The following is a 22,488-nucleotide window of genomic DNA, read 5'->3' on the forward strand; positions in this document are numbered from 1 at the left end:
GCCGCCGTCATGATACAGCGCAAGGAATATCGCCTCATCGCAACCTTGGCGGCGTGCCAGCTTATCTGGCTCTCGGCAGGGGCGATCATATTGACGCTAAGCGGCCTCGTCGGCCATCAGCTCGCCACCGACAAATCGCTCGCGACGCTCCCCTTCGCGCTGATGTGCCTGGCCAATGCGGTGCTCAGCATGCCGGCCGCCGCCTTCATGCTCCGCTTCGGGCGCAAGCGGGGATTTCTGCTCGGCTCGCTCTTCGGTTGCCTCAGCGGCGCCGTCACCAGCCTCGCGGTCATATGGGCGAGCTTCAGCCTGTTCTGTCTCGGCGTGGCCCTGTGGGGCGCCTTCATGGCCTTCGCGCAATTCTACCGCTATGCGGCGGCCGAAGGCGTCGATGCGGCATCGAAAGGCACTGCCATCTCCGTGGTGGTGGGCAGCAGCATCGTCGGCGTCTTCGTCGGGCCCCTGCTCATCAGCCTGACCCAAGGCTTGTTCCAGCTGCCGCCCTTCACCAGCTCTTTCCTGATCGTCGCCGGCCTGAGCGTCGTTTCACTCCTGGTCACGGGCCTGCTCGACATGCCGCGGCCGCGCGCCGAACCGGCCAGGCCCGCCGCCCTGCGGCCGCAGATCGACTGGCAGCCGAATATCGTCGCCGGACTGGTCAACGGCGCCGTCGCTTTTTCGGTGATGGTCTTCGTGATGACCGCCTCACCCTTGGCAACGGTGCATTTCGGCCACTCGGTGACGGATGCGGCTTCCGTCGTCCAATGGCATCTGCTCGGCATGTATGGACCGTCGCTGGTGACCGGATTGCTGATCGCCCGGATCGGCGAGGTGCGGATCCTGTTCCTCGGAAGCGCCTTGCTGTTCGCCAGCCTCCTGACCGCGCTGCAGGGCACATCCATGCCGCATCTCACACTGGCGCTGCTGATGCTCGGAATCGGCTGGAACTTCATGTTTGTCAGCGCGTCGGTGCTGCTGTCACAACCGCAGGACGCCGCCGTCAGAGCCCGCGTGCAGGCGATCGGCGAGTTCATCAACAACTCGACGGTGACCGTCGCCGCCTTCTCGGCCGGAACGGTCTTCGTCCATTTCGGCTGGACGGCGGTGAACCTGATCGTGCTTCCGGTCCTGCTGATCGCGCTCCTGGTCACATTCAGATATGCGCTGAATGTTTCCAGGAGCCGCAAGCGTGCCGCCTAGCTTTCTACTCCGTCAGCCTGCCGCTGCGATGGGCGAGCGCCATCTTGGCGCCGTACATGGTGGGCGAACGTTTGCCGGGCAGGTTGGCCTCGAGAACGATCTCATCGACGAAGCCCTGATTGACCTCGACCTCGACGCATTGATCGAGCTTGTCGACCAGCCAGACGCGATAGCCTTCGTCGAATTTCTTGTCATAGCCCGAATCGTCGTGGGGTATGCGGCCCACCAGCGGCTGCGACGGCACGAGCATGATCTTCGGCTTGGGGAAATCGTAAGTATGCCCCTCATAGGCATAGCCGAACATGATGCCGGAAGAGAGCTCCTTGTCCTTGTTGCGGGATTCGGAGTCGAGAAAGACAGTGCCGAACAGCTGCATGACCAGCCCCAGCTGATAATTCCTGCCTTCGGAGGCATCGCCGCCGGACCACGGTGCACGCGCTTCGATGGTCGCTCGCTTCGGGTCCTTCTTCAGGGCCTTCAGCACCTCGATCACATGATCGATGTCCTCTCCGAGCTTCTTGGGATTGCTGAGATCGAGCCTGATCTGAGCCGCGTCGTTGAAGGCCGAAATGGATGCCTGCGGCCCTGCGAAAGTGCGCGCCAGCTTGCCGGGAATGCCATAGAGGCGCACCTGGGTCGGGTTGTAATGACCGTCGGTATTGGTCGGCTCGTTTACGGCATTCGCCGAGGTGTAGGTCGGTCTGTGAAAATCATCACTCATCGTCTTCTCCTGAAACAGCCCTCATAAGATCTCGCGCCAGCGGAAGTTGGTCTCGAATCGCGCCGCCAGCCCCGCCGATTGCGCCGCCCCCAGGCGGCAGACGATGTCGGCGGCTTCGGTGAAGCTCAGCGTATTCGGGTCGAGGCGCGGCCAGGAACGCGCCAGCGCCAAGGCGACCTCGTCGCGCGCCTCGATGAGCGCCGTCTTGAACAGATATGGCCGCGCCCGGAAAGCGTCGGCGGTGAAGCTCGAAAGACGGCGCATCTGCGCTTCGCCGAGCTCACGGATATCGACATCGAGCAGCGCCTCGTCGGCGAGCTCGCGTTCGACGAGGCGCCAATGGAAGCCGTCGACGATGGTGTCGAAGACGGCGCCGGTGAAGGGCCGCGAGCGGTCGTGAATTTCGCTCGTCACCTCGCTCAGGCGGCGGGAATTGCCGGCGAGGCGGATCTGGCGGTTGCCGGTCAGCTCGGCGATGCGGTTGAGCTCGTTGAGGACGAGAAGATTGCCGTCGCAATGGCGCAGCAGCCGGTCGAGCCCCGAATCGAAATGCATGAAGGAGAGCAGCGAGATCAGATCGGAATTGGCTTCATGGAAGGCGCCGAAGTCGCCGCCGCTCAAGCCGCTTTCCGGGGCGCCGAACAGCGAGAACAGGATTGCATGGCCGACCTCATGGGCGATGACGTCGAAATTGAGGGCGAAAGGCGAAACCTCGTCCTCCCCCTCGCGGTCGACGCCGAGCTCGAGGAAGCCATAACCGGACTGGGCATTGCGCCATTCGACCCAGGGGATGATCTCGAGGCGATCATAGGTGTCGGAGAAATACCAGGGGATCTCATGGCCAAGGAAGCTCTCGAAGATATCGAGGACGCGCTGGGCCGAGGCGAAGGCATGGGCGGCGATGAACTGGCGGGTGCCCGGCAGCAGGTGGTCGAAATGACCGTCCGGCCCCGCTTCGGCCGGCGGATGCGTGGCGCCGACGAAGGGCGGGAGATAGGGAAACTCATAGAGTTCCTTGGACAGAATGGGATCGCGCACATACATGCGCCGGTTGGCCGGGCCTGCCTGCAGGCTGCCGGGCGGCGTCGAAATCCACACCGGCTCGGGCTTTTCATAGCCCGACAGATAAGGCGCTTGCGGGTAGATCAGAAAACGGCAGCCGAGAGCGGAGGGCGCGCGGTCCTCTTCCATCATCAAGAAATCTCCGCCCAGACCCCTCATGCCCCAAATCTTACCATAAGGTCAGCCGATTGGGAACGAGACTTCGCCGGGCAATTCGATTTTCGCATGCGCGAGGTCGCGGACAAAGTTGGTCGTCCAGACGAAGGCGCCCTTACGAGGTTCCGGATTAACCTTATGGAGGTGGCGGAGCGCCGCGATGGCATCCTGTTTCTTCTGTTCGACAAGATAGGGCTGGAGCCGGCCGGGATCGATCCCGGCGGCGGCCGCGATCGCGGCGATGTCGCGGTCACGAAAATTGCGGCGGCGCGCTTCCTGCGCCAGTTGTGCCGCCTGAGCGGCCGTGACCGCGCCCTGCCGGCCGGCCCGCTTGATGGTCATCAGCAGATCGATCAACGCCACCGTCAACGCCTCGGCGCCGAGCTCGGGCGGGGTGTGCACAACCGCAACGGCGTCGTCGGGCGCGCCGTGCCAGCGCCGGTACCAGCGATAGATGAGGCCGATGCCGGTCATGCCGAAGCGATGAAGCTCGGCGGCACGCAGCGCCCCCATGCTGGCCGCCCCCAGCACGGGGATGCCCTGATCCAGCGCCCAGAGGATCTCCTTATGCCGCACCGCCGGCTCCGACTGGAACAGCCCGTCGATGATGAGGATGGCGCGGGGCTGGTAACGGCGCACCGCCTGGATGATCGAGCCTTGCGCGGCGGGCGGCAGGTAAACCGCGTCGGCGAATTGCCGCGCCTCCGCCATCCTCAGCGTAGGCCCCAGAAAGACGATGGCGGGCGACGATGCCATGGCTCACCCCTCGCCCAGCGGCTCGAGATCGGGGACGAACACCTTGACGGCCGCGAGATCTTCGAAGGGCGCGGTGTCGAGGTCGACGACGAGGATCGACGACAGTCCGGCCGCCGCGCCGCGCGCCAGGAGATCGGCGAGCCAATCCGACCCTGTCTCGGTGATCAGAGAATCGAAATGAACCGGGCGCGGGCCGTCGCGCAGCAATCGGCGATGCGCCTCGATCATGTCCCAGTCGGGATACCGAGGATATGAGAGCCGCGTGATGTCTTCGCGGGCGCCGGAAATGGCGGCGAGGCGGGATTGCGCCGCCTCCCTGATGGCGCGGACAGCGGCGGCGGCGGGATCGAGGCCGGCGGCGGAGCCGTCCGCCGGGAACGGGACCAGACTGCCGGCATGCGCATCCTCTTCGAGCAGATGACACCAGATGACCGGCACGCCGCCTTTGGCTTGCGCCCGCCAGAGGGCGACGAGCAGCCCGGCGGCGCGCAAGGTTTCGATGAGCTCGTTCAGGCCCGCATCACCGATCGTGGCGGGATCGATACGGCAGCGCTGGAAGAAGCCATGCCTGCGCTGGGCGCCGGCCAGTGCGTCACGCTCGAAACATTCGAGGAGGCCATGCAGCACCGCATCATGGCGGGTGCCGGCCACGGCGAGGCCATTGGTCGAGGCCTCGAACCAGGCATCCTGCCGGGGCGCGGGATGCGTATAGGCCGTATGCACGAGGGCCAGCGGCACAGGACGGCGCACCGGCGACAGGAGGTCCTCCGCCATGACCCAGGCGATGTCCGTATCCGCCCAGCCGGGCGGGCAGTCGGCCGTCACATGGCGCAGGAAACGCGCCGGATCGACGGCGAGGCTTGTCCCCGACGCCTCGGTCACGTCGAATTGCGCGACCCGTTCGGCGAAGAAACATTCCGCCGCCTCGAGAACAGCCGACAGCGCCGCCATTTCAGCCGTGGCGCCCTTGCCCTGCGCCACCGAGTTGGAGAGCGACAGCGGCCGCACCGCCTGCATGACTGGAATGCCGAGCCGGTCGAGGCCGGTGATATCGCCCAGGCGGGTGATGCCGAAATCGGCAAGGCGCGGCAGAAGCCGGCGCAGCAGATCGGCCGGCGAAGGCCCGGTGCGGCCGTCGCGACCGCTATCGGCCATCGGGCAGCGATTCCGGATTGACGATCAGCACGCTGCCCGGCTCGACCGCCTTGCGGGCGCGCTCGATATGGGCGCGGTAGCGCGCCGCGAGCTCCGGCGAGATGCCGAGCCGTTCGATGGTGTCATGCACGCCGATGAGCAGCGTCAGCGCATTCTGCTCGAGCGCGACACGCAAGGCCTCTTCGGCGGCGTCGATCAAGGTCGAGACCGGGGCGCCGCCCTGCGCCAAAAGGCGCAGCTTGCGGTGATGCAGCTCGGCCAGCCAGTAGCGGTGGCCGCTGCGCTCGCCTTCCGCCACCGCGGCGGCGACCTGGCGCAGGCCCGCCTCGATCTCGCCGGTGCGGCCCAGCAATTCCGCCAGCATGTCGCTATAGACGGGCAGATCCTCCGGCGTCTCGATGCGGGCGTGAATGGCGAGGCCCTGCTCCATCAGGTCACGCCCCTCGACAGGATCGCCGACCACGCCAAGGCGCCAGCCCTCGAAGATCGTCGCCTTGGCGGCGAGCGGCGGCAGATCATGCGCGCCGGTGAGCCGGCGCATGCGCGCGATGATGGCGGCGAGCGCGTCGAAATCGCGCCGATAGCGCTGCAGCATGGCGGCAATGTCATAGGCATGCGCGATGCTGCCGAGATGGGTGGTCGCTTCGGCCCAGGCCAGGGACTGCTCGACCGAGTCGAGCGCGCGCTTGCCCTGGCCGGTGAGCCACAAAGACAGGCCGCGCTGGCCGAGGCCGCAGACCTTGGCGTCATGGCCGCCGAACAAGGTAAAACTCTGGCCGCCGCCGCCCGCCTCGTAGATCGCCATGCCGGTATCGACGGCGCCGATGCAGCCCTCGTGATGGCCGAGATTGAAATCGATGGCCCAGACACAATGGCGGGCCTGGAGCTGCACCTCCGCGTCCTCGACATTCTTGAGATCGGCGAGCGCGACCTGGGCCCGCTCGCGCTGGGCGGCGAAATCGGGCGCGGTGAACCACCAGCCCCAATAAACCGGAAAGAGCTTCGCCTGGTCTTTCGCCGGCTGGCGCTTGGCGAGAGCGACCCCCTCCTCATAAAGCTCCGATGCCCTGGGCGACTTCGATCCCTCGATGCCTGTGAGCACCGGGCACAGAGCCGCGATCACGCCGAGCTTCAGCTGGTCGCGATGGTCCTCCTCCGCCGCCTCGACGAGAGCCAGAGCGCGGTCGAGCAGCTGCTTCGCTTCCGCCAGCGCCGAATGGGCCGAGCTTTCCTTGCCGGCGTCGACATAGGCATCGATCGCTTCCTCGACGAGACCGGCGCGCTCGGCGTGGTCGGCGAGCGATGAGGAGCCGATCCACGGCGCCAGGTCGCGGTTCTCGGTGACGATGTGGAAGATGCGGCCATGCACGACCTGGCGCGTCTTGCGCAGCAGGCTGTTGTAGATCGTCTCCTGGATGAGCGCATGGCGGAAGGAATAGGACGGGTAACCGGGGATGCGGTTGCGCAACAGGATGCCGGCATCGCCCAAGGCTTTCAGCGATTCGAGGATGGTGACGGCATCCATGTCGGGCAGGATGCTGCACAGAAGCGAATAGTCGACGTCGCGCCCGGCGACCGCGGCGTAACGCGCAATGTCCTGGGCGGGGCCGAGATTGGCGAGGCGGGCGGTGAGGATGTTCTCCAGGGCTTCGCCGCGGGCCAGCGTAGAGCCCCGGGTGAGCGTTTCGACCGCGCCCTGGTTCTCGCTCATCCATTGGCTGAGCTCCTCGACGAAGAGCGGGTTGCCGTTGGTGAGGTCGTGGATCGGCTCGATGAGGTCCTGCGGCAGGCGCTGAGCCGCTTCCGGCCAGCTCTGCTCGAGCGCGATGCGGGTCGATTCACGGTCCAGCGCCGAGAGCGGGATGTGGCTCGTGGCGCCATTGCCGGGGCGCGCCTGCGGCTCGAATTTGCGCGAGGTGACGATGAGGAGAACGGGATATTTCTGCACCCGGCGGGCCAGCGCGGCGAGGATCATATAGGATGTCGCGTCGATCCAATGGGCGTCCTCGATGGCGATGAGGAGCGGGCCTTCGGCGGCGAGCTGGCTTAAACACTGCTCGGCCGCCTGCACCACCTTCTCGCGCATCGCTTCGGGCGAAGCGCCCTTGAGGCCGGCCTCGTCGGCATCCTCGGCGCCGAGCAGGAAGGAGAACAGGCTCGTCACCTCGCGTGCGGTGATGCCCTGGCGGCGGAACAGCGCCTCGACACGGGCGGTCGTCACCTTGCGCCCGGCCTGGCCGGCATTCTGGGTCAAGGCCTGGAGCAGCGGGTGCAAGGTCTCATGCACGCCGCCCGGCGCGCATTGGAACAGCAGGAGGCGCCGGCGGGTGGGCCTGGCCGCCTTGCGCAGCTCATGCAGGAGGCGCGATTTGCCGATGCCGGCCTCGCCTTCGATGAGGAGGACATTGCCTTGCCCTGAGGCGGCGCGTTCCCAGCAGGCGAGGCCATGGGCGAATTCGCGGTCGCGCCCGACGATGCGCGCGCGCAATTTGCCGAAGGCGAAGAAGCGGTCGAGCTGCATTTTGTGGCGCAGCGCCTGCCAGGCGCTTTCCGGCTCGAAGCCTTTGAGCGTCTGCTTGCCGAGGAAGCGGAAGGAGAAAGCCCGCCCGGCGAGCTGGCGGGTGAGCTGCGAGACGACGACGCTGTTGGGGCGCGCCACCGTCTGGAGCCTGGCGGCCAGCGCCGGGGCGATGCCCGTCACCTTTTCCGGCGTGAGGCTGCCCTGGCCGCCCGGCGCCTGGGCGATGATGGCCATGGAGGTGGCGATGCCGACGCGCACCTCGAGGGGGACGCTGGAGCGAATGCCGCTCAGGCTCCGCTTCTGGCAGGCTTCGATGAGGGCGAGGCCGGCCTCGACGGCGTGCGAGGCGGTGTCCTTGGGGTCGGTGGGGGAAGCGAAGATGGCCATGCCGCCATCGCCATAGGTGTCGGCGACGACGCCGCGGTTGCGGGTGACCGCTTCCGCCGCCGCGGCGTGGAAGGCGCTCATCAGGTCCTGATAGTCCTCGAGATCGAGGCGGCGCATGAGGTCGGTGGACTGGACCAGGTCGTAGCACAAAGCGGTGACCTGCCGGCGTTCGCCGGCCGACGTCAAATCCGCCTTGCCCGCCCGCTTGGGGGCGGCCGGTCCCGGTGCTGATGGTCTCACCGCCATCGATTTCCCCACTTCCGATAAGTCAAAGTAGCACCGGACGCGGGAAGATGAACCCTCATTCAGGAATATGAATAAGGTGTAAGGCGGGGTCCAACCGGGCGGATCGCCAAGATACAGGGCGGATAGAGGGAATTACAGGGATTTACAGGGAAATTTCGGAAAAGCGGCGGTCGGCTGAGTGAAATCAACGGGTTAGCGCACCGCGGGTGGGCCGAGCAGGGAATTTTGCGAGTGGCCATGATGAGTCTCCGGCACGGTTTCGACGAAGCCGGTATCCGTCCGCTGCGACCACGAATGCAAGAAGGGGCGGTGGCGACGGGGCGGAGAGCACCTTTGCCGGGTTGCGGCGCGCCCAAGGCTTCGGCTATATGTCGCCCCGACCCTTTCAGAAGCACCCGTAGCTCAGCTGGATAGAGTGCTGCCCTCCGAAGGCAGAGGTCACAGGTTCGAATCCTGTCGGGTGCGCCATCCTGCTTTGGATACGCGGATTACGTAACAGTTTGGGCCGAACGGGTTTTCAAGTGGTTTCATTTGTCGAATCGTCATCGTGCGACGAGAAGTTAGCCGATAAAGACTGCGCGGCCCCTCAGGATTAGCGTAGCGGCGTTCATTTGCGGGATACAATTTGCTGTGTCTCAATAGAACCGGGGCTAAGCTGATGGATGGGGCCGACGTGCTTGTTTCCCGATTTCAAAAGCTCCATGGTCGATGAATGTATGAAACTTTCACCTATGATGACCAAGCCGTTCTTCCGTCGAATGCTCGCGATCACTGGACCTTTATGGAGACGAACTCCGCTTCGGCAGTGATGAAAGCGGTCTGCCCCAATGAGTGGGCGGACATAGTGAGCGTGCTTGAAACCTACCGTCTTGACCCCCGCTTCTGGCTCAAGGCGGGCGGAAATAGGGGAGATATTGCAGAACAGATCGACGGCGAGTTCTCCAAGCGCGGCTGGCGGGAAACGAGATTGGATCTCGAAACTAGGGGGCTTCTTTTTGCGAGGGATGGAGGCTCGCTTGGCGAACTTCCGATAATTCGACAAGCAGGCTATCTCGTCGATAACTTCAAGAATCGAATCGTCCTCGACGTGGAATGGAACGCCAAGGACGGTAATCTTGATCGCGATTTGGCCGCTTATCGATCATGGTTCGATGCCGGTCTAATTTCGGCGGGCGTCATCATAACCAAGGATCGACTGGCATTGTTGACCCTCGCAAGGCGTATTTGGGAAGAGTATCAGATGACCTTGCCCGAGGCAGAGCGTGTCAGAAAACTGCCCATCGATTTGACGACGTCAACTGTTACGGCCTTCGACAAAGCGCAATTGCGAGTACGGCGCGGTGTGATGGGAGCCTGTCCGATCCTCATTATTGCCGCCAATGAAAACACATGGAACGGGCTGCCTTACGCTTGACTTAGGCGCTGCGCCGTCCTCGTGGGCGCATTGACGTATCAGCCCCCGCCAACAAACTCCGGACTCGCTGGATCGAATATCCAGTCTCCTCGGAGATTTCCCGAACACTGGCACCATCCCGATACCGGTGCTTCAATTCGAGGCCAAGGGCAGTCGCGACGGATGGCGTGATGTGCTCATTAGCACCCAACGGAGGCAAAATCTCCCCCCCGGAATATCCTTTATGAACCTTCCCTCTTGGGACGAGGTCTTCTGCGGATTCGTCTCCCCATACGATCCATGTAGGCCGGGGGTGTCGCGCAAATATTTCCAAATAGGGGCCGGGAGAGCAGCTTTCGATCAAATCATATTGTTCATCGGGCTTGCGCGAGTGCTCTCGTTTCCTAGTCTCAATCATGTTGACTTGTGACCGACCAGGCGAAAGCGTTCGCATGGAGCCTTTTACGCCAAACAGTAGAATCTCAGTTACATTTCTGAAGTAAAATCCAACACCGCGACCATCCGGGCCCCCATCTTTCCGTCGCTTTGCCCAAATAATGTTGGATACATAGCGAAAGCCCCAAGATGACATTACATCCAACCCTTCGGGAAGGAGGGCATTCGGAACCCAAAGATACAAGTGAGCGCTACGCGCTGTAACGTCTTTTACCGGAAGCTGCTTGATTGCATCGAGCGACATTGTCGAATAGCGATCGAGGCGGCGATGTTCAGGCGCTACCTTTCCCGTTCGGTTGGAAAAGCGCCACGGCGGGTCAGCCAAAACGGTTGAGAATCCTCCGATCACTTTAGGGAGCGATGTAGGCCCTAGTTCGGGACGTAGCGGCTGCGCTGGCATGGCGTTCATAGTGGAAACGTCATACCTCGAAAAAAGATCTATTAAAAGATCTATTTTGTGTTACCTCACAGACAAAGACACGCCGACAAACTGAAGCTAGTGTTCGGTGACTAGCATTTAGTTGAGGTCACGGAGCGAATGCTCAGGCAAATGCGCCAATTAGATTATGCCCATTAGATTATTAAGCGCACTCTCACCGAAACCTGCGACCCATAAAGTAGAGATTATGCGCGCCTATTGACGGGCATTTCGCGACGCGGAGCGCGATCTGCAGCAATGCATCGAGGGAAAAGCGCGCTAACGGCGAGTTTGCCGCCAACTCGCGCAAATTCGAACATCTACACTTAACTTAACGACAACTTCTGTGCTATAAGCACCCACTCTTACCAACAAGAAGCGCAAGTAACACATGCGGATTAGGTTGCTGGCTTCACTGATGATTTTTATCGGCTCCTACCTCCCCCTGAGCTTGATTCTGCTTGCTCAAAACTATGACGAAGGAGCGCTGTCCCGTCCAATGTGCTGGGCTTTCTGGGAGGATGGCTGCTCCCTCCCGCTCAAGAATCCCACATTGTCTATTACGGTCCTGGCGACGTGCGTCGTGTGTTTTCTTGTTACGCTACTTACCCTGAAGATCGTCAAGCCAAAGCATGAAATCGTGGTTACGTCAGCGAGCCATGTTCCTACCGACCTCATGAACTATACCCTGCCCTACATCGTATCGTTTATGGGTCTGGATTACCAAGAGCCCGGCAAGTTCGTGGGATTCCTGATTTTCTTGATGTGGGTCTTTTTCATAACTCACAAATCAGGACAAGTTCTTCTAAATCCCGTGCTCATAGTATTTGGATGGCGCCTCTATGACCTAACCTATCGGTACGGGGCCGACACCATTGATCACACGAGCAGAGCCCTTTCCTCCGAGCCTATCGTCACTGGCGATCGGCTTAGTCAGATCGCAGTCGAGGACGTCTTGGTCCTGAAACCTAACGGCTCTGCCACCTAGGTGTTCCATGCCCATTCCGCCGCTTCTCCAGCAGTTTGATTTCACAAACGCCACTGTGTCCATGTGGCTCTATAAAAAATCTTTTCCCAATGGCCTCCCCCGGTTTAAAGGCCGGTGGATCGAAACCGACGAACACCTTGATCAAGCACTCAAGAGTGCCCTAATCACCAAACGCAATAGCATCCTTGAGGTTGAGGAGTATGGGCTTCTTGCTAACGTCGAGGTTGGTCAGGCTCTACATGTCGATACTATGGAAACCCACGCGACGCTAGTCACACAGGAAGCAGCCGCAGAAGTCACCACTAAGAAAGCTACGAGGCTCAAGGACGTACAGAATACCGATTTTTATGTCGTTAAGGTCGTCAATGGTGACCAGGTCATCCATGCTGTACGAAAAACTGATCAGTCATGGAAATCCAAGAAGACCACGAACCTCCTCAACGTTCTGTTCGAGGACGATCGGCTTGGTCTTAATACGGCACCTGACTTCAACATCTCCCGCGATGTGGACTTCTTCATAGTTGGCAATGACATCATTATCACCGACAAGGGTGCTTTCGAGAGCATTCTCTCCTACAAGGCGGCGCACGAGGAGGATTTCGTAGCCCTTCAGGCCGAACCAGCGTTTATTGAGATCTTTAGAGACATGGCACCGCTTGTCCAATATGTCGGAACCAACAAGCTCCACTTGCGACGCGCGTGCGCTATCCGTGCAAAAGGCTACTACTCTGACCCTGTGTATATGACGCGCCTTCGCAACACCTATCAGCAAAGCGGGCTCAATCTGGTTTTTGACCCCCAAGGCCGTCTCATAATTACCCCCGAAACCTGTCCCGACGTTATGCGCGCGCTCCTCAATCATCGCCTTTTGTCCACCTTTTCTGAAAGCTACTTCGACGTGCCTAACGCAACAGCAGTGTGACGTCGATATCTCGCACTAAGATCGGAACTGATGGTCTATCAGAATCGCGCGACTGGTGTTCACTGCTCCTCGCCACCAGCAATATCGGCATTGCGTTGTTGCTGTGGCCGGCGCTCGCCCAATCTTTCGGCTAGGTGCGGCCAGGAATCTCTTCAAGATTCCAAGTAATGTGGCCCAGATACAGCATCGTCACATTCCGCACTGTCCTCCCTGACCAAGGTATTGAACGCATCGTTTGGTTTCGGTGACAGTGCATTTAATAGAGGCCGCGGAATGAACGCCTCGGCGGATGCGTCAATTAGATTAAGCTCACTGTCACCGACATTCACATGCTCATCTCACTCGTAAAGCGAGCTTGCCGAGGTAGTGCGTGGTCAGCATCCTGTGCGCATCGACAACCTGGTCGAGCGGGAATGTACGGGCGACATGGACATCGAACGGGCCAGAGTCGATCAGGCGGTTAAGCTTGTCGGTGGCATCCTGGCCGCGGGCGCCGTTGTAGTGAATGAGGTCCACGCCGGGCCGGACATTTGGGTCGGGCGTCACGCCGTGGGGGCAGGCGACGCGGCCGCCGTCGCGCACGGACGACAGCGCGCGGTCGGCCGCCTTGCCGCCGGCGGTGACGAGGGCAGCGTCGAGGCCGCCAGGGGCGAATTCACGAGCGGCCGCCACCACGTCGTCCTTGCGCCCATTGACGACGGCGTCGGCGCCCAGCCGCTGCGACAGCGCCACGCCGTCATCGCCCGACGCCACCGCGAATATGCGGGCGCCCTTTCGTTTTGCGAGCTGGACGGCCATATGCCCGACACCGCCGCTGGCGCCAAAGATCATTATTGTATCGCCCCGCTTCAGGCCAATCTCTTCCAGGCCGCTGAGCGCGGTCAACGCATCCCAGCCCATGACGCCCGCCTGCTCGATCGTGAGCCTGGCGGGGATGAGCGACACGTTGTCCGCATCCGTTGCGACGTAGGTGGCGTAGGTTCCACCCTTGGGGAGCGGCATGGAGGCAGCGTATACCCGGTCGCCTTCCTTGAAGCGGCTGACCTCGCTGCCAATGGCGGCCACTGTGCCGGCGCAGTCCCAGCCGAGCACATAGGGGAATGTCGACGGCATTCCGAAAGCCCCGTCATAATGGCCCTCACGCTCGACCGCGTCCCACGAGGCCACGCCCGCTATTTCAACCTGGATCAGGACATCGCGCGGCCCGACCTCCGGCACTGCAACGGCGCGCACGGTAATCAGCTCGGCGCCACCGAAGCGGTCGATGGCGGCGGCCTGCATTGTATCCGGTTTTGCTTTCGTCACGATTCTTCTCCTCATGAGACGGCTTGTCGTTCGCGAGAGAGCTATGATCGGAGAAGCGCTGTGCCAATACGTACGCAGGCGTAAGTGGTTACCTGCAAGTGAGGAGGGCGGGATGAGCAAATCTTGCCGAGAACGGTCTTGCAACCGTGACAGAGATGGTCTCCGGCAAGTGGAGGCTGACATCTTGCTTCGGTGACAGTGACTTCGATTGAGGCCGTAGGGCGAACACCTCGGCGGATACGCCACTTAGAGCGGGTGCGCTGTCATCCAATTCCGGCTCGCATACGACACGGCCGAATTCAGCAAAAGCGGACCATCAGCAATTCGTCCGCATAATTTCCGTCGATTTTCAAGGCGCGGGTCTCGCGGCCATAGGGGGTAAAGCCGAATTTCTCATAGAGGGCAATGGCCGCCTGGTTCGTCGTCACGACGGACAGCATGATCTGCTCCACCACGGGAGAGGCATGCTCGATGGCGGCGCGGAGCAAGGCGGCCCCGCGCCATGCCGGCGCATGGAGGGATGGACGAACATGCCCCAGGGGAATCCCTTGTGCTGGATCTTGGCGCCCGTATGACGCCCGAAGCCGATCATGCCGACGATCCGCTCGTCCGCATAAGCGCCGAAGATCGCCAGGTTGCGGGTGGCGTCTTCGAACCACGTCAAAGGACGCGCCGCTTCCACCTCATAGGTGGAGCCGAACGCATCAGGGTCGAGCTGCAAGGCCGTGAGGCGGATGGCGCGATAGTCGGCAACCTGCTCGGCGCCGATGCGGCGGATATCCACTGTTTCGAGTTTGCTCATAGGCGGCAACGTAGTCGATATAAGGCGGCGGCGCCATTGCCGGATGAGGCCTGGAGACGGCACGCCGGCGCCCAAGTTTACAATTATGTAAGATCCCGGAAATCCTCAGGCGATGGCCATCCCCTAACTTGCGGAACGACATTGCCGAGCCATGGCGGTTGGGCGCAAGATGCGGCGCGGGAGTGCTTAAGCGACAGTGATGGCCTCCCCGAAAGAACGCTCAACCGGTAAGGAAGATGGCGTGCGGGCATTGTTGATAGAAGACGACAAGCAGACGGCGGAATTCGTCTGCAAGGGCCTGAAGGAGCGCGGCTATGTCGTCGACTGCGCGGCCGACGGCAAGGATGGGCTCTATCTCGCGGCCACCGAAAAATACGATGTCCTGATCATCGACCGGATGCTGCCCGGCATCGACGGCCTCAACATCGTCAAGATGCTGCGCGCGACCGGCACGAGCGCGCCGGCCATATTCCTCACGACCATGTCGGGGATCGACGATCGCGTCGAAGGACTGGATGCCGGCGCCGACGATTATCTGACCAAGCCCTTCGCCATGTCGGAGCTCCTCGCCCGCCTGTCCGCCTTGCTGCGGCGGCCGCCGATCTCCAATACAAAAACAGTGCTCAGAGTTGCCGACCTCGAAATGGATTTGCTGAAGCGCGTCGTTCGCCGGGGCGGGACGACGATAGATCTGCAGCCGCAGGAATTCCGGCTGCTCGAATATATGATGCAGAGCGACGGACGGGTCCTGACGCGCACGATGCTGCTGGAGCATGTCTGGGATTTCCATTTCGACCCGCAGTCCAGCGTCGTCGAGACACATATCAGCCGCCTGCGCGGGAAAATCGACAAGGGTCACAAGTTCCCACTCGTCCATACGATACGCGGCGTCGGCTATGCGCTACGCAAAGACGCTTAGAGCGATCAGAACGACGAATTTCCGCCTGTCGGTGCTCTTCGCGGCCGTCTTCGCCCTGTCGTTCGCGATCCTCATCGTCATCGTCTATATCACCGCAAGCTCCGCCATGCGCCATCAGGTGCGCCAGACGGTGGAGGAAGACGCACAGACCCTGACGGAGGAAGTCAGGACGGACGGGCTCTCGTCCATCATCAGCGACATCGACGAGCGGCTGCGCAGCGCCGCCGGGTCGGCGCGGTATTATTATCTTGCCGACGCGCAGGGAAACCGCGTGGCGGGAAATCTGAAGGCGATGACGGCGCAAGCCGGCTGGATCACCCGGCCTTTCACCGCCGCCGAGACCGACGATGCCAGCCTCCTCACGGATGAGGACCACGAGCTTTGGGGACTGGGGACAAAATTCGATGATGGGGCGTTCCTGTTCGTCGGGCAGGATGCCTTCGCGACCATCACGACGCAGGAAGCGATCCTGGCCTCCATCGGCTGGTCGCTGGTCATCGCCTTGCTCGTCGCCATCGCGGCCGGGGCCTTCGCCAGCCGGCGTTTCTTAAGCAAGATCGACGCCATCAACGTCACCAGCACGGCGATCATGGAAGGGCGCCGGCGCGAACGCATCCCCACGGAAGGAACCGCGGACGAGCTCGACCGGCTGTCCGCCAACCTGAACCGGCTTTTCGACAGCAACGAATCCCTGCTGGAAAGCCTCAAGCAGGTGACGACGAATATCGCGCATGATTTGCGCAGCCCGTTGAGCCGGCTCAAGCAGGGGCTGGAAGCGAGCATACAGCCCGGCAGCTCGAAGAAAATCCAGGAGCAGGCCATCAACAGCGCGATCGACGAGGCCGACCGATTGCTGGCCATATCTTCAGGACTTTTGCGGATTGCGCAGATCGAATCCGGGTCGCGCCGCAAAGGCTTCAAGCCGGTGGAGCTCTCGGAGGTCCTTGAACGGGTCGGCGAGGCGTACCGGCCGGTGGCCGAGGATCAGGGAAAGATTTTCGCCGCGGCGATCGAGCCCGGCATCCGCATTGTCGGCGACCAGGACCTGCTGGTTCAGATGTTCGCCAATCTGGTCGAGAACGCGATTCATCATACGCCGCGCGACACGCAGATTCAGCTGGGGCTCAGGTCCATCGAAAGCGAGATCTTTGCCGAGGTCGCGGATTCGGGACCCGGCATCCCCACCGATCAGCGGGAGAAGGTTTTCGAGCGCTTCTACCGGCTCGATGCCAGCCGGGCGACGCCCGGAAACGGCTTGGGACTATCGCTCGTGTCCGCGGTCGCTTCGCTGCACGGGATCGAGGTTGCGCTCGAGGACAATCTGCCGGGGCTGCGCGCCATCGTCCGCTTTCCCGCGACCAGAATACAGAATTAGTTGGCAAGCGATGCCGCCCCCTCAAAGTCCGCGCGCAACCGCAATCCCACGATGTGCGTGTCCTCCTCATCGGCGCGGTCGAATGTATAGCCGGCGCCAAGCGACCATGTCTCACCCGCGACGCTGACAAGGTCGCCCAGCGAATAAATCGCCGACGCATCGACCTGGTGCTCCGTCGCGTCGGTGCGAAGCTGCGTATAAGCGAGCGAATAGGTAAAGGGTCCATCCTTGAGGGCGCCGGAGCCCGTCAGCGTGAAGGCGTCGTCCGATCCGCCATCGAAATGCTGGAACCAGCCGACCTCGCCGAACAGCAGAACCGACATGTCCTCGCCGACCTCGAATGATTTATTGAGGCTGCCGATGATGCCCGTTTCATCCCCGTCGCTGTCTTCGCCCCCCTTCTGATAGCGGCCGGCGATCTGGTAGCCGAATGTGCCTTCCGCGTAGCAGCTGTCGATCTCGGCGCCGAGGCAGCCATCGAGGGCAACCGCGACTGACGAGATGCCATCGGTATTGCCGGCGCCGCCATCCGACAGATGCAGCCTGCCGCGGTTGGTGAAGAGCGACTCGCTCAATATGGTCCGGTCGGCCGTGAAGGCGCTGAAGCTCAGGGCGTTTGAAAGACCGAGGGCTTCGAAAGCGAGGCTTGCGCCACCGCCGATCCGTTCCGACAATTCATAGTCCTCGGCGAGGTCGGTCCCGTGCAGCCCGGGCGTGACGTCCCAGGCTCGGCCGAAGGCCGGATGGATCTTCCCGCCAAATAAGGTCAAAGCTCCGATCTCGACCTGGCCCTGGAGGATTTCCGCATATGTCCCGGTGTCCTTGAAGAAACGATCCTCACCGGGCTCCGGATCGGACACCGGCTCGGTAACGATGTTGGTCAATACCGAAAAATGGTCGAATGGGGTGAATTTCATTTCGACCTCGGACTTCGGATGGACATCCTGGGAGCTGTCCACCGAATTGTCGGAGGGAAAATACCAGTCGCCATTCAGCTCGGCATAGCCGGAAACCTCGAAACACGGCACGCCACATTCATCTGCCTGGCCCATATCGGCGGCTTTCGCAGACGCGGCGACGGCCAATACACCACCGGCCACCGCAACGCGGATAAAGTTTTTCATTGTTCAGAGATCCCCTGGATTCCTCCTTTCAGTTGTCCATCAAGGTGGCGCAAAACTTCGACCGGGCGATTACCGATCCGTAAGGTTCCGGACAAGGTGAGGTCAGCACGCGTCGGATAAGGATGCGGGACGGGACTCATCTCACCAATTTCACAGCGCCGGGCGAACCGGCATTCAGGAGAGTACACATGAACAGGATTGCGACTTTCGCCGCCACGACTCTGCTTTTCGCTTCCGGCCTTACCGCGGCTCATGCCGCCACCGTGCCCTGTGAGGATCTGCTCCAGAAACTGCGCGATGCCGAAAAGACGGCGACCCTCAGCGCGGCCGACAAAGCCCAAGTCTCCGAGCTCGAGACCAAGGGCATCGAGCGGTGCAACGCCGACGACGACAAGCGGGCCGACAAATTCTTCGAGGACGCTCTCAAGATCACGGCGAAGAAATAGCCACTTTCAACCACCTGCCCGGAGGGCGCGCAAATGCGTATGGAATCACTTGATGGCGTTGGCGAGGCCGCGAACCGTGTCCCGCTCGTGACCTTGGATTTCTGGCTCGTGAAGCTGCTCGCAGTGACAATGGGCGAGACGGCCGCCGATTATCTGGCGGTCAATCTCGGGCTTGGCCTGACGACGACGTCCGTGATCATGAGCGCGCTTCTCGCGGTCTTCATCATTCTGCAGTTCAGCCAGAGGCGCTATGTGCCATGGGCTTACTGGACCTGCGTGGTGATGATCAGCATCGTCGGCACGCTGATAACGGACAATCTGGTCGACAATCTCGGCGTGCGCCTCGAAACGACGACTATTTTCTTCGCCGCCGCGCTCGCCGTCACCTTCGTCCTCTGGTACTTCTGGGAAGAGACCCTGTCGATCCATTCGATCGTCACGACGCAACGCGAGATCTGGTACTGGCTGGCCATTCTCTTCACCTTCTCGCTGGGAACCGCGGCGGGAGATCTGGTGGCGGAGAAATTCGAGCTGGGCTACCTGGCCACCGGACTGCTCTTCCTCGCCATCGTCATGGCCTTCTGGGCCGCCTATCTGCTCAAGGCGAACGCGGTTCTCACCTTCTGGCTCGCCTATATCTTCACGCGGCCACTGGGCGCCTCTTTCGGCGATCTCCTGTCACAACCGGTCGAATATGGCGGGCTGGGCTTCGGGACGATCCTGACCAGCCTGCTGTTTCTGATCCTGATTGTCGGGACAGTGGCCTTCATGACGGTCACCGGCCGCGGCCGGGAGTATCAGGGAGCGGAGGCAAGATACTAGTATAAGCGCACTATCCTTTCGTGCGTATCATCATCTCCTCATGCGCTCCGCTCGCCCCCCAGCGGATGATCTCCGCCAGGATCGGCAGCATCGCCCGGCCGCGCTCCGTCAGGCGGTATTCCACTCTTCTCGGCACCACGGAAAGGACCGCGCCGCTGATGAGGCCGCGCTCTTCCAGCTGGCGCAGCTCGCGGCTCAATATGCGTGGCGCGATCGGGCGGCCGAGGCCGCCATGGAGAAGCGATCGGCCGATCTCGCCGTAACGCGACGCGCCGCGGTTCAAGACGCAGAGGATGTGCAGCTTGTAGCGGCCGCCGATGATCTGGTTGAAGGCGATGGCCGGACACAGCTTGATGTGGCTCATGTCCAATCCCGTCAGGCTCGAGACTTTCGGGCCGGCTCCTTGCGAGGTCGCTTCCGCCACAGCCATCGTTTCCTCCACGCTACCCTTTTTGTCCGTATTTACAGAATGCTAGCGCGGTACTTACAAAGGATCGAGCATAAACGAAGCGACGGCAGGGAAAGGAGAACGATGAGCATCGAATTGTCCGTGCTCGCCTGGGGATGTGTCCTGGGCGTCGTCCAGATCTTCGTCGCGGCACAGCTGGCGCGCCGGCAATATGGGCTCGACTGGGCGCTCTCCTCGCGCGAGGCGACGCTGCCGCCGCCCACGCCGGTCGTCGGCCGGATGAAACGTGCGCAAGCCAATTTCTTCGAAACCTTCCCGATCGCCGCGGCCGCCATTCTCATCGTCGAGGCGGGCGGGCTCAACAGCTTCTGGACCGCGGCCGGCGCCATCCTCTGGCTCGCCGCCCGCCTCCTCTATCTGCCCGTCTATGCCATGGGTATCACCGGCTGGCGGTCGCTGCTCTTCGCCAGCAGCATCGTCGGCATCGGGCTGATGCTGTGGCCGGCCCTCGCCGGATCCTTCAGTTGGGCTTGGTAGAGTCCGCCGTCCCGCCCGCCACCGCATTTGCCGCCTTCAGCCAGTCGCTGACCACCTTCACGTCCTCATCGCCGAGAAAATGGCCGCGGGCGACCACCGCGGTGTCGACGACGGCGCCATGCGCACGCAGCAAAGCGGCGAGTTCCGGCGCAAAGGGGCCGTAGATCTTGTCGCGCTCACCGGCGACGGAGAGAAACCGCGTCCCCTTCAGATCGGCGGCGGGAGCCTTGTCGAGAACCGGCATGGCGCGCAACAGCACGGCGCGATGGACCAGATCGGGATGCAAGAGCGTCAGCGCGGCGATCAGGTTGGCGCCGTTGGAGTAACCGATGAAGACGGCGCGGTCGAGATCGAGCTTCTCGGCCGCCATCCGCTCGGTCAGGAATTTTGCGAAAGCGCGCGCCTCGGTGCGGATGTCGGCCTGGTCGAAGCGGGTCGGCGTCACCCGCGCATACCAGCGCTTGATGCCCTTCTGGACGACGCGGCCGCGCACGCCGAGCAGCGTCGCATCGGGCGCGATGCGCGCGGCGAGCCTGAACAAACTCGCCTCGTCGCCGCCCGACCCATGCAGGAGCACGATCGTTTCGCCGGACGGTACTTCAGGACGCAGCCACCGATAGACGAAATGCCCGGTGCGCGTGACCGGACCGGGGATGACGGAACCCACCGCCGGCTTGTTGCTCTGCAGAACCGGGTTGCCAGATTTGGCTCCCGTCGCGGCATCGGCGGCGTCAGGCACATCGAGACACCACCCGGCGCCAGCCTCCGCCGCGCCGGCGGGCACGCCGCCGCTCGCGCAGAGAGAGGCATCGCGGGCCTGGAGGGTGGCCCCCATGCCGGACGCCAAGGCGACCAGGATGGTTGCCATGAGGACTGTCTTGAAACGGATAAAATCCATGCGTTGATGTCCACCGTCACATATTCGGAGTTCACGCGGCGCGCATCACGCCCGCACCACACCGGCCGTCCCATCACTTTCGATAGATGTTCCCCGGCCCCGCGCCGCTATCCAATATCGCGACGGCGGGGCTTGATAACAGGATTTGCGCCGATGTCACGTGGTAATTGCCACATGGGAAGACGGAACCCGCGTCCTAGAGCGCCGGGCGTTCCGATGGAATCGCCACGACGCTCTAGTTCTTTGTTTCTGCGCATCGGCTTGCCCGAAAACCGCGCACACTTTTCGGGCCGATGCTCTAGCCTGCCGGCGACGCATTCCAGCCCTTCATCCGGCGCCCTTGCGGATCCGGGCCGCCGGGCCCACCTAAGGCCATTCTCAAACTTTCGGTCTCCCCATGAAAAAAATCGGATTCCTTTCCTTCGGGCATTGGACGCCCTCGTCGCAGTCGCAGACCCGCTCGGCGGCCGACGCGCTGCTGCAGTCGATCGACCTCGCGGTGGCGGCGGAGGAGCTGGGCGCCGACGGCGCCTATTTCCGCGTCCATCATTTCGCCCGCCAGCTCGCCTCGCCTTTCCCGCTGCTCGCGGCCATCGGCGCCCGGACGAAGCGCATCGAGATCGGCACCGCCGTCATCGACATGCGCTACGAGAACCCCTTCTACATGGTGGAGGATGCGGGCTCGGCCGACCTCATCTCCCGCGGGCGCCTGCAACTGGGGCTGAGCCGCGGGTCGCCCGAACAGGTCATCGATGGCTGGCGCTATTTCGGCTATGTGCCTCCGCAAGGCAAAAGCGACGCCGACATGGCGCGCCAGCACACCGAAGTGTTCCTCCAGCTTCTGCAGGGCAAGGGATTCGCTGAGCCCAATCCGCGGCCGATGTTCCCCAACCCGCCGGGGCTGCTCCGCGTCGAGCCTCTATCCGAAGGCCTGCTGCCGCGCATCTGGTGGGGGGCGGCCACCAACGCCACCGCCGAATGGGCGGCGAAGCTCGGCATGAATCTGCAAAGCTCGACCCTCAAATTCGACGAGACCGGCAAGCCATTCCATATCCAGCAGGCCGAGCAGATCAGGGCTTATCGGGCAGCCTGGAAGGCCGCGGGACACACACGGGAGCCGCGCGTCTCGGTCAGCCGCAGCATCTTCGCGCTGATGGACGACCGCGATCGCGCCTATTTCGGCCAGGGCAACCCGTCGAGCGACCAGATCGGCTTCATCGAGGCGGATACGCGCGCCATCTTCGGGCGCAATTACGCCGCCGAACCCGATGTGCTGGTGAAGGAGCTGGCCAAGGACGAAGCCATCGCCGAAGCCGACACGCTGCTCCTCACCGTGCCGAACCAGCTCGGCGTCGACTACAATGCACATGTCATCGAAGCGATCCTGAAGCATGTGGCGCCGGGGCTCGGGTGGCGGTAGCGGTTTTATTCTCCGTCACCCCGACGAAAGTCGGGGCCCATTAAACTCGC

Annotated in this window: 20 protein-coding genes, 1 tRNA gene and 1 pseudogene; 10 read left to right on the forward strand and 12 right to left on the reverse strand. The window is 62.3% G+C overall.

Translation table 11 applies throughout. From position 1 onward, the window contains the following. Positions 1–9 precede the first annotated feature (9 nt). On the forward strand, positions 10–1,200 hold the full coding sequence (locus JHL16_RS34200) for an MFS transporter (protein WP_200189403.1): 1,191 nt from the start codon (positions 10–12) through the stop codon (positions 1,198–1,200). Between the two features lie 4 nt (positions 1,201–1,204). Here JHL16_RS34200 and JHL16_RS34205 read toward each other — a convergent pair whose 3' ends face one another. Genes JHL16_RS34205 through JHL16_RS34225 form a run of 5 tightly spaced genes read right to left on the reverse strand, consistent with a single transcriptional unit; the run spans position 1,205 to position 8,204 of the window. After that, positions 1,205–1,921: a hypothetical protein gene (locus tag JHL16_RS34205; RefSeq protein ID WP_200189405.1), complete on the reverse strand. Its 717-nt coding sequence runs from the start codon at positions 1,919–1,921 to the stop codon at positions 1,205–1,207. Positions 1,922–1,942: 21 nt separating this feature from the next. Next, the gene (locus tag JHL16_RS34210; RefSeq protein WP_200189406.1) at positions 1,943–3,115 is read right to left on the reverse strand and encodes a gluzincin family metallopeptidase; all 1,173 of its coding nucleotides are present in this window, start codon (positions 3,113–3,115) and stop codon (positions 1,943–1,945) included. A 48-nt stretch (positions 3,116–3,163) separates the two neighbouring features. After that, on the reverse strand, positions 3,164–3,895 hold the full coding sequence (locus JHL16_RS34215) for a TfuA-like protein (RefSeq protein WP_200189408.1): 732 nt from the start codon (positions 3,893–3,895) through the stop codon (positions 3,164–3,166). Between the two features lie 3 nt (positions 3,896–3,898). Beyond that, positions 3,899–5,050 (reverse strand): YcaO-like family protein, encoded by a 1,152-nt coding sequence (locus tag JHL16_RS34220; RefSeq protein ID WP_200189410.1) that lies wholly within the window; start codon positions 5,048–5,050, stop codon positions 3,899–3,901. After that, a complete protein-coding gene (locus tag JHL16_RS34225; RefSeq protein ID WP_200189412.1) occupies positions 5,040–8,204 on the reverse strand; it encodes an ATP-binding protein in 3,165 nt (1,054 codons plus the stop codon). Before JHL16_RS34225 ends, JHL16_RS34220 begins: the two co-directional genes overlap by 11 nt. A 391-nt stretch (positions 8,205–8,595) precedes the next feature. Between JHL16_RS34225 and JHL16_RS34230 the strand changes: the two genes are divergently transcribed. Together JHL16_RS34230 and JHL16_RS34235 are read left to right on the forward strand one after the other, a co-directional pair. Beyond that, positions 8,596–8,672, forward strand: a tRNA-Arg gene (locus tag JHL16_RS34230). A gap of 244 nt (positions 8,673–8,916) precedes the next feature. Beyond that, positions 8,917–9,618 (forward strand): BglII/BstYI family type II restriction endonuclease, encoded by a 702-nt coding sequence (locus JHL16_RS34235; protein ID WP_200189414.1) that lies wholly within the window; start codon positions 8,917–8,919, stop codon positions 9,616–9,618. A 1-nt stretch (position 9,619) separates the two neighbouring features. On the opposite strand, the gene JHL16_RS34240 is transcribed toward JHL16_RS34235, so the two are convergent. Continuing rightward, complete coding sequence (locus tag JHL16_RS34240; RefSeq protein ID WP_348647321.1) at positions 9,620–10,462, reverse strand: MT-A70 family methyltransferase; 843 nt, start codon at positions 10,460–10,462, stop codon at positions 9,620–9,622. A 1,004-nt stretch (positions 10,463–11,466) separates the two neighbouring features. On the opposite strand from JHL16_RS34240, the gene JHL16_RS34245 reads away from it, so the two are divergent. After that, positions 11,467–12,381 carry a Kiwa anti-phage protein KwaB-like domain-containing protein gene (locus JHL16_RS34245; protein ID WP_200189416.1) on the forward strand — a complete coding sequence of 305 codons (915 nt, stop codon included), beginning with the start codon at positions 11,467–11,469 and terminating at the stop codon, positions 12,379–12,381. Positions 12,382–12,714: 333 nt separating this feature from the next. Here JHL16_RS34245 and JHL16_RS34250 read toward each other — a convergent pair whose 3' ends face one another. The 3 genes and pseudogenes from JHL16_RS34250 to JHL16_RS34260 all read right to left on the reverse strand — a co-directional run. Next, a complete protein-coding gene (locus JHL16_RS34250) occupies positions 12,715–13,686 on the reverse strand; it encodes a zinc-binding dehydrogenase (RefSeq protein ID WP_200189418.1) in 972 nt (323 codons plus the stop codon). Positions 13,687–13,985: 299 nt separating this feature from the next. Next, positions 13,986–14,126 carry a GNAT family N-acetyltransferase gene (locus JHL16_RS34255; RefSeq protein ID WP_348647331.1) on the reverse strand — a complete coding sequence of 47 codons (141 nt, stop codon included), beginning with the start codon at positions 14,124–14,126 and terminating at the stop codon, positions 13,986–13,988. Then, positions 14,127–14,488, reverse strand: a pseudogene (locus JHL16_RS34260) (GNAT family N-acetyltransferase); the annotation flags it as partial. It lies immediately after the preceding gene. A 241-nt stretch (positions 14,489–14,729) separates the two neighbouring features. Here JHL16_RS34260 and JHL16_RS34265 point away from each other — a divergent pair. Then, a complete protein-coding gene (locus JHL16_RS34265) occupies positions 14,730–15,407 on the forward strand; it encodes a response regulator (protein WP_200189424.1) in 678 nt (225 codons plus the stop codon). Beyond that, the gene (locus JHL16_RS34270; protein ID WP_200189425.1) at positions 15,385–16,782 is read left to right on the forward strand and encodes a sensor histidine kinase; all 1,398 of its coding nucleotides are present in this window, start codon (positions 15,385–15,387) and stop codon (positions 16,780–16,782) included. The genes JHL16_RS34265 and JHL16_RS34270 overlap by 23 nt, the downstream gene beginning before the upstream one ends. Here JHL16_RS34270 and JHL16_RS34275 read toward each other — a convergent pair. Further along, entirely contained in the window at positions 16,779–17,906 is a 1,128-nt protein-coding gene (locus tag JHL16_RS34275) for a hypothetical protein (RefSeq protein ID WP_200189426.1), read from the reverse strand. The genes JHL16_RS34270 and JHL16_RS34275 overlap by 4 nt on opposite strands. Positions 17,907–18,094: 188 nt before the next feature. On the opposite strand from JHL16_RS34275, the gene JHL16_RS34280 reads away from it, so the two are divergent. Together JHL16_RS34280 and JHL16_RS34285 are read left to right on the forward strand one after the other, a co-directional pair. After that, a complete protein-coding gene (locus JHL16_RS34280) occupies positions 18,095–18,352 on the forward strand; it encodes a hypothetical protein (protein ID WP_200189427.1) in 258 nt (85 codons plus the stop codon). A gap of 33 nt (positions 18,353–18,385) precedes the next feature. Beyond that, a complete protein-coding gene (locus JHL16_RS34285) occupies positions 18,386–19,174 on the forward strand; it encodes a COG4705 family protein (protein ID WP_246771253.1) in 789 nt (262 codons plus the stop codon). A gap of 10 nt (positions 19,175–19,184) precedes the next feature. On the opposite strand, the gene JHL16_RS34290 is transcribed toward JHL16_RS34285, so the two are convergent. After that, complete coding sequence (locus JHL16_RS34290; RefSeq protein ID WP_200189428.1) at positions 19,185–19,604, reverse strand: winged helix-turn-helix transcriptional regulator; 420 nt, start codon at positions 19,602–19,604, stop codon at positions 19,185–19,187. Between the two features lie 102 nt (positions 19,605–19,706). Here JHL16_RS34290 and JHL16_RS34295 point away from each other — a divergent pair, with 102 nt between their 5' ends. After that, positions 19,707–20,120, forward strand: coding sequence for an MAPEG family protein (locus JHL16_RS34295; RefSeq protein ID WP_200189430.1), 414 nt, complete (start codon positions 19,707–19,709; stop codon positions 20,118–20,120). Here the strand turns inward: JHL16_RS34295 and JHL16_RS34300 are convergent. Further along, positions 20,104–21,018, reverse strand: coding sequence for an alpha/beta hydrolase (locus tag JHL16_RS34300; protein ID WP_200189432.1), 915 nt, complete (start codon positions 21,016–21,018; stop codon positions 20,104–20,106). The two genes, JHL16_RS34295 and JHL16_RS34300, sit on opposite strands and share 17 nt — an antisense overlap. Positions 21,019–21,415: 397 nt before the next feature. Here JHL16_RS34300 and JHL16_RS34305 point away from each other — a divergent pair, with 397 nt between their 5' ends. Next, positions 21,416–22,438 carry an LLM class flavin-dependent oxidoreductase gene (locus tag JHL16_RS34305; protein ID WP_200189434.1) on the forward strand — a complete coding sequence of 341 codons (1,023 nt, stop codon included), beginning with the start codon at positions 21,416–21,418 and terminating at the stop codon, positions 22,436–22,438. The last annotated feature ends 50 nt before the right edge of the window (positions 22,439–22,488 follow it).

The organism is Taklimakanibacter albus, from assembly GCF_016595235.1.
Lineage (GTDB): Bacteria > Pseudomonadota > Alphaproteobacteria > Rhizobiales > Aestuariivirgaceae > Taklimakanibacter > Taklimakanibacter albus.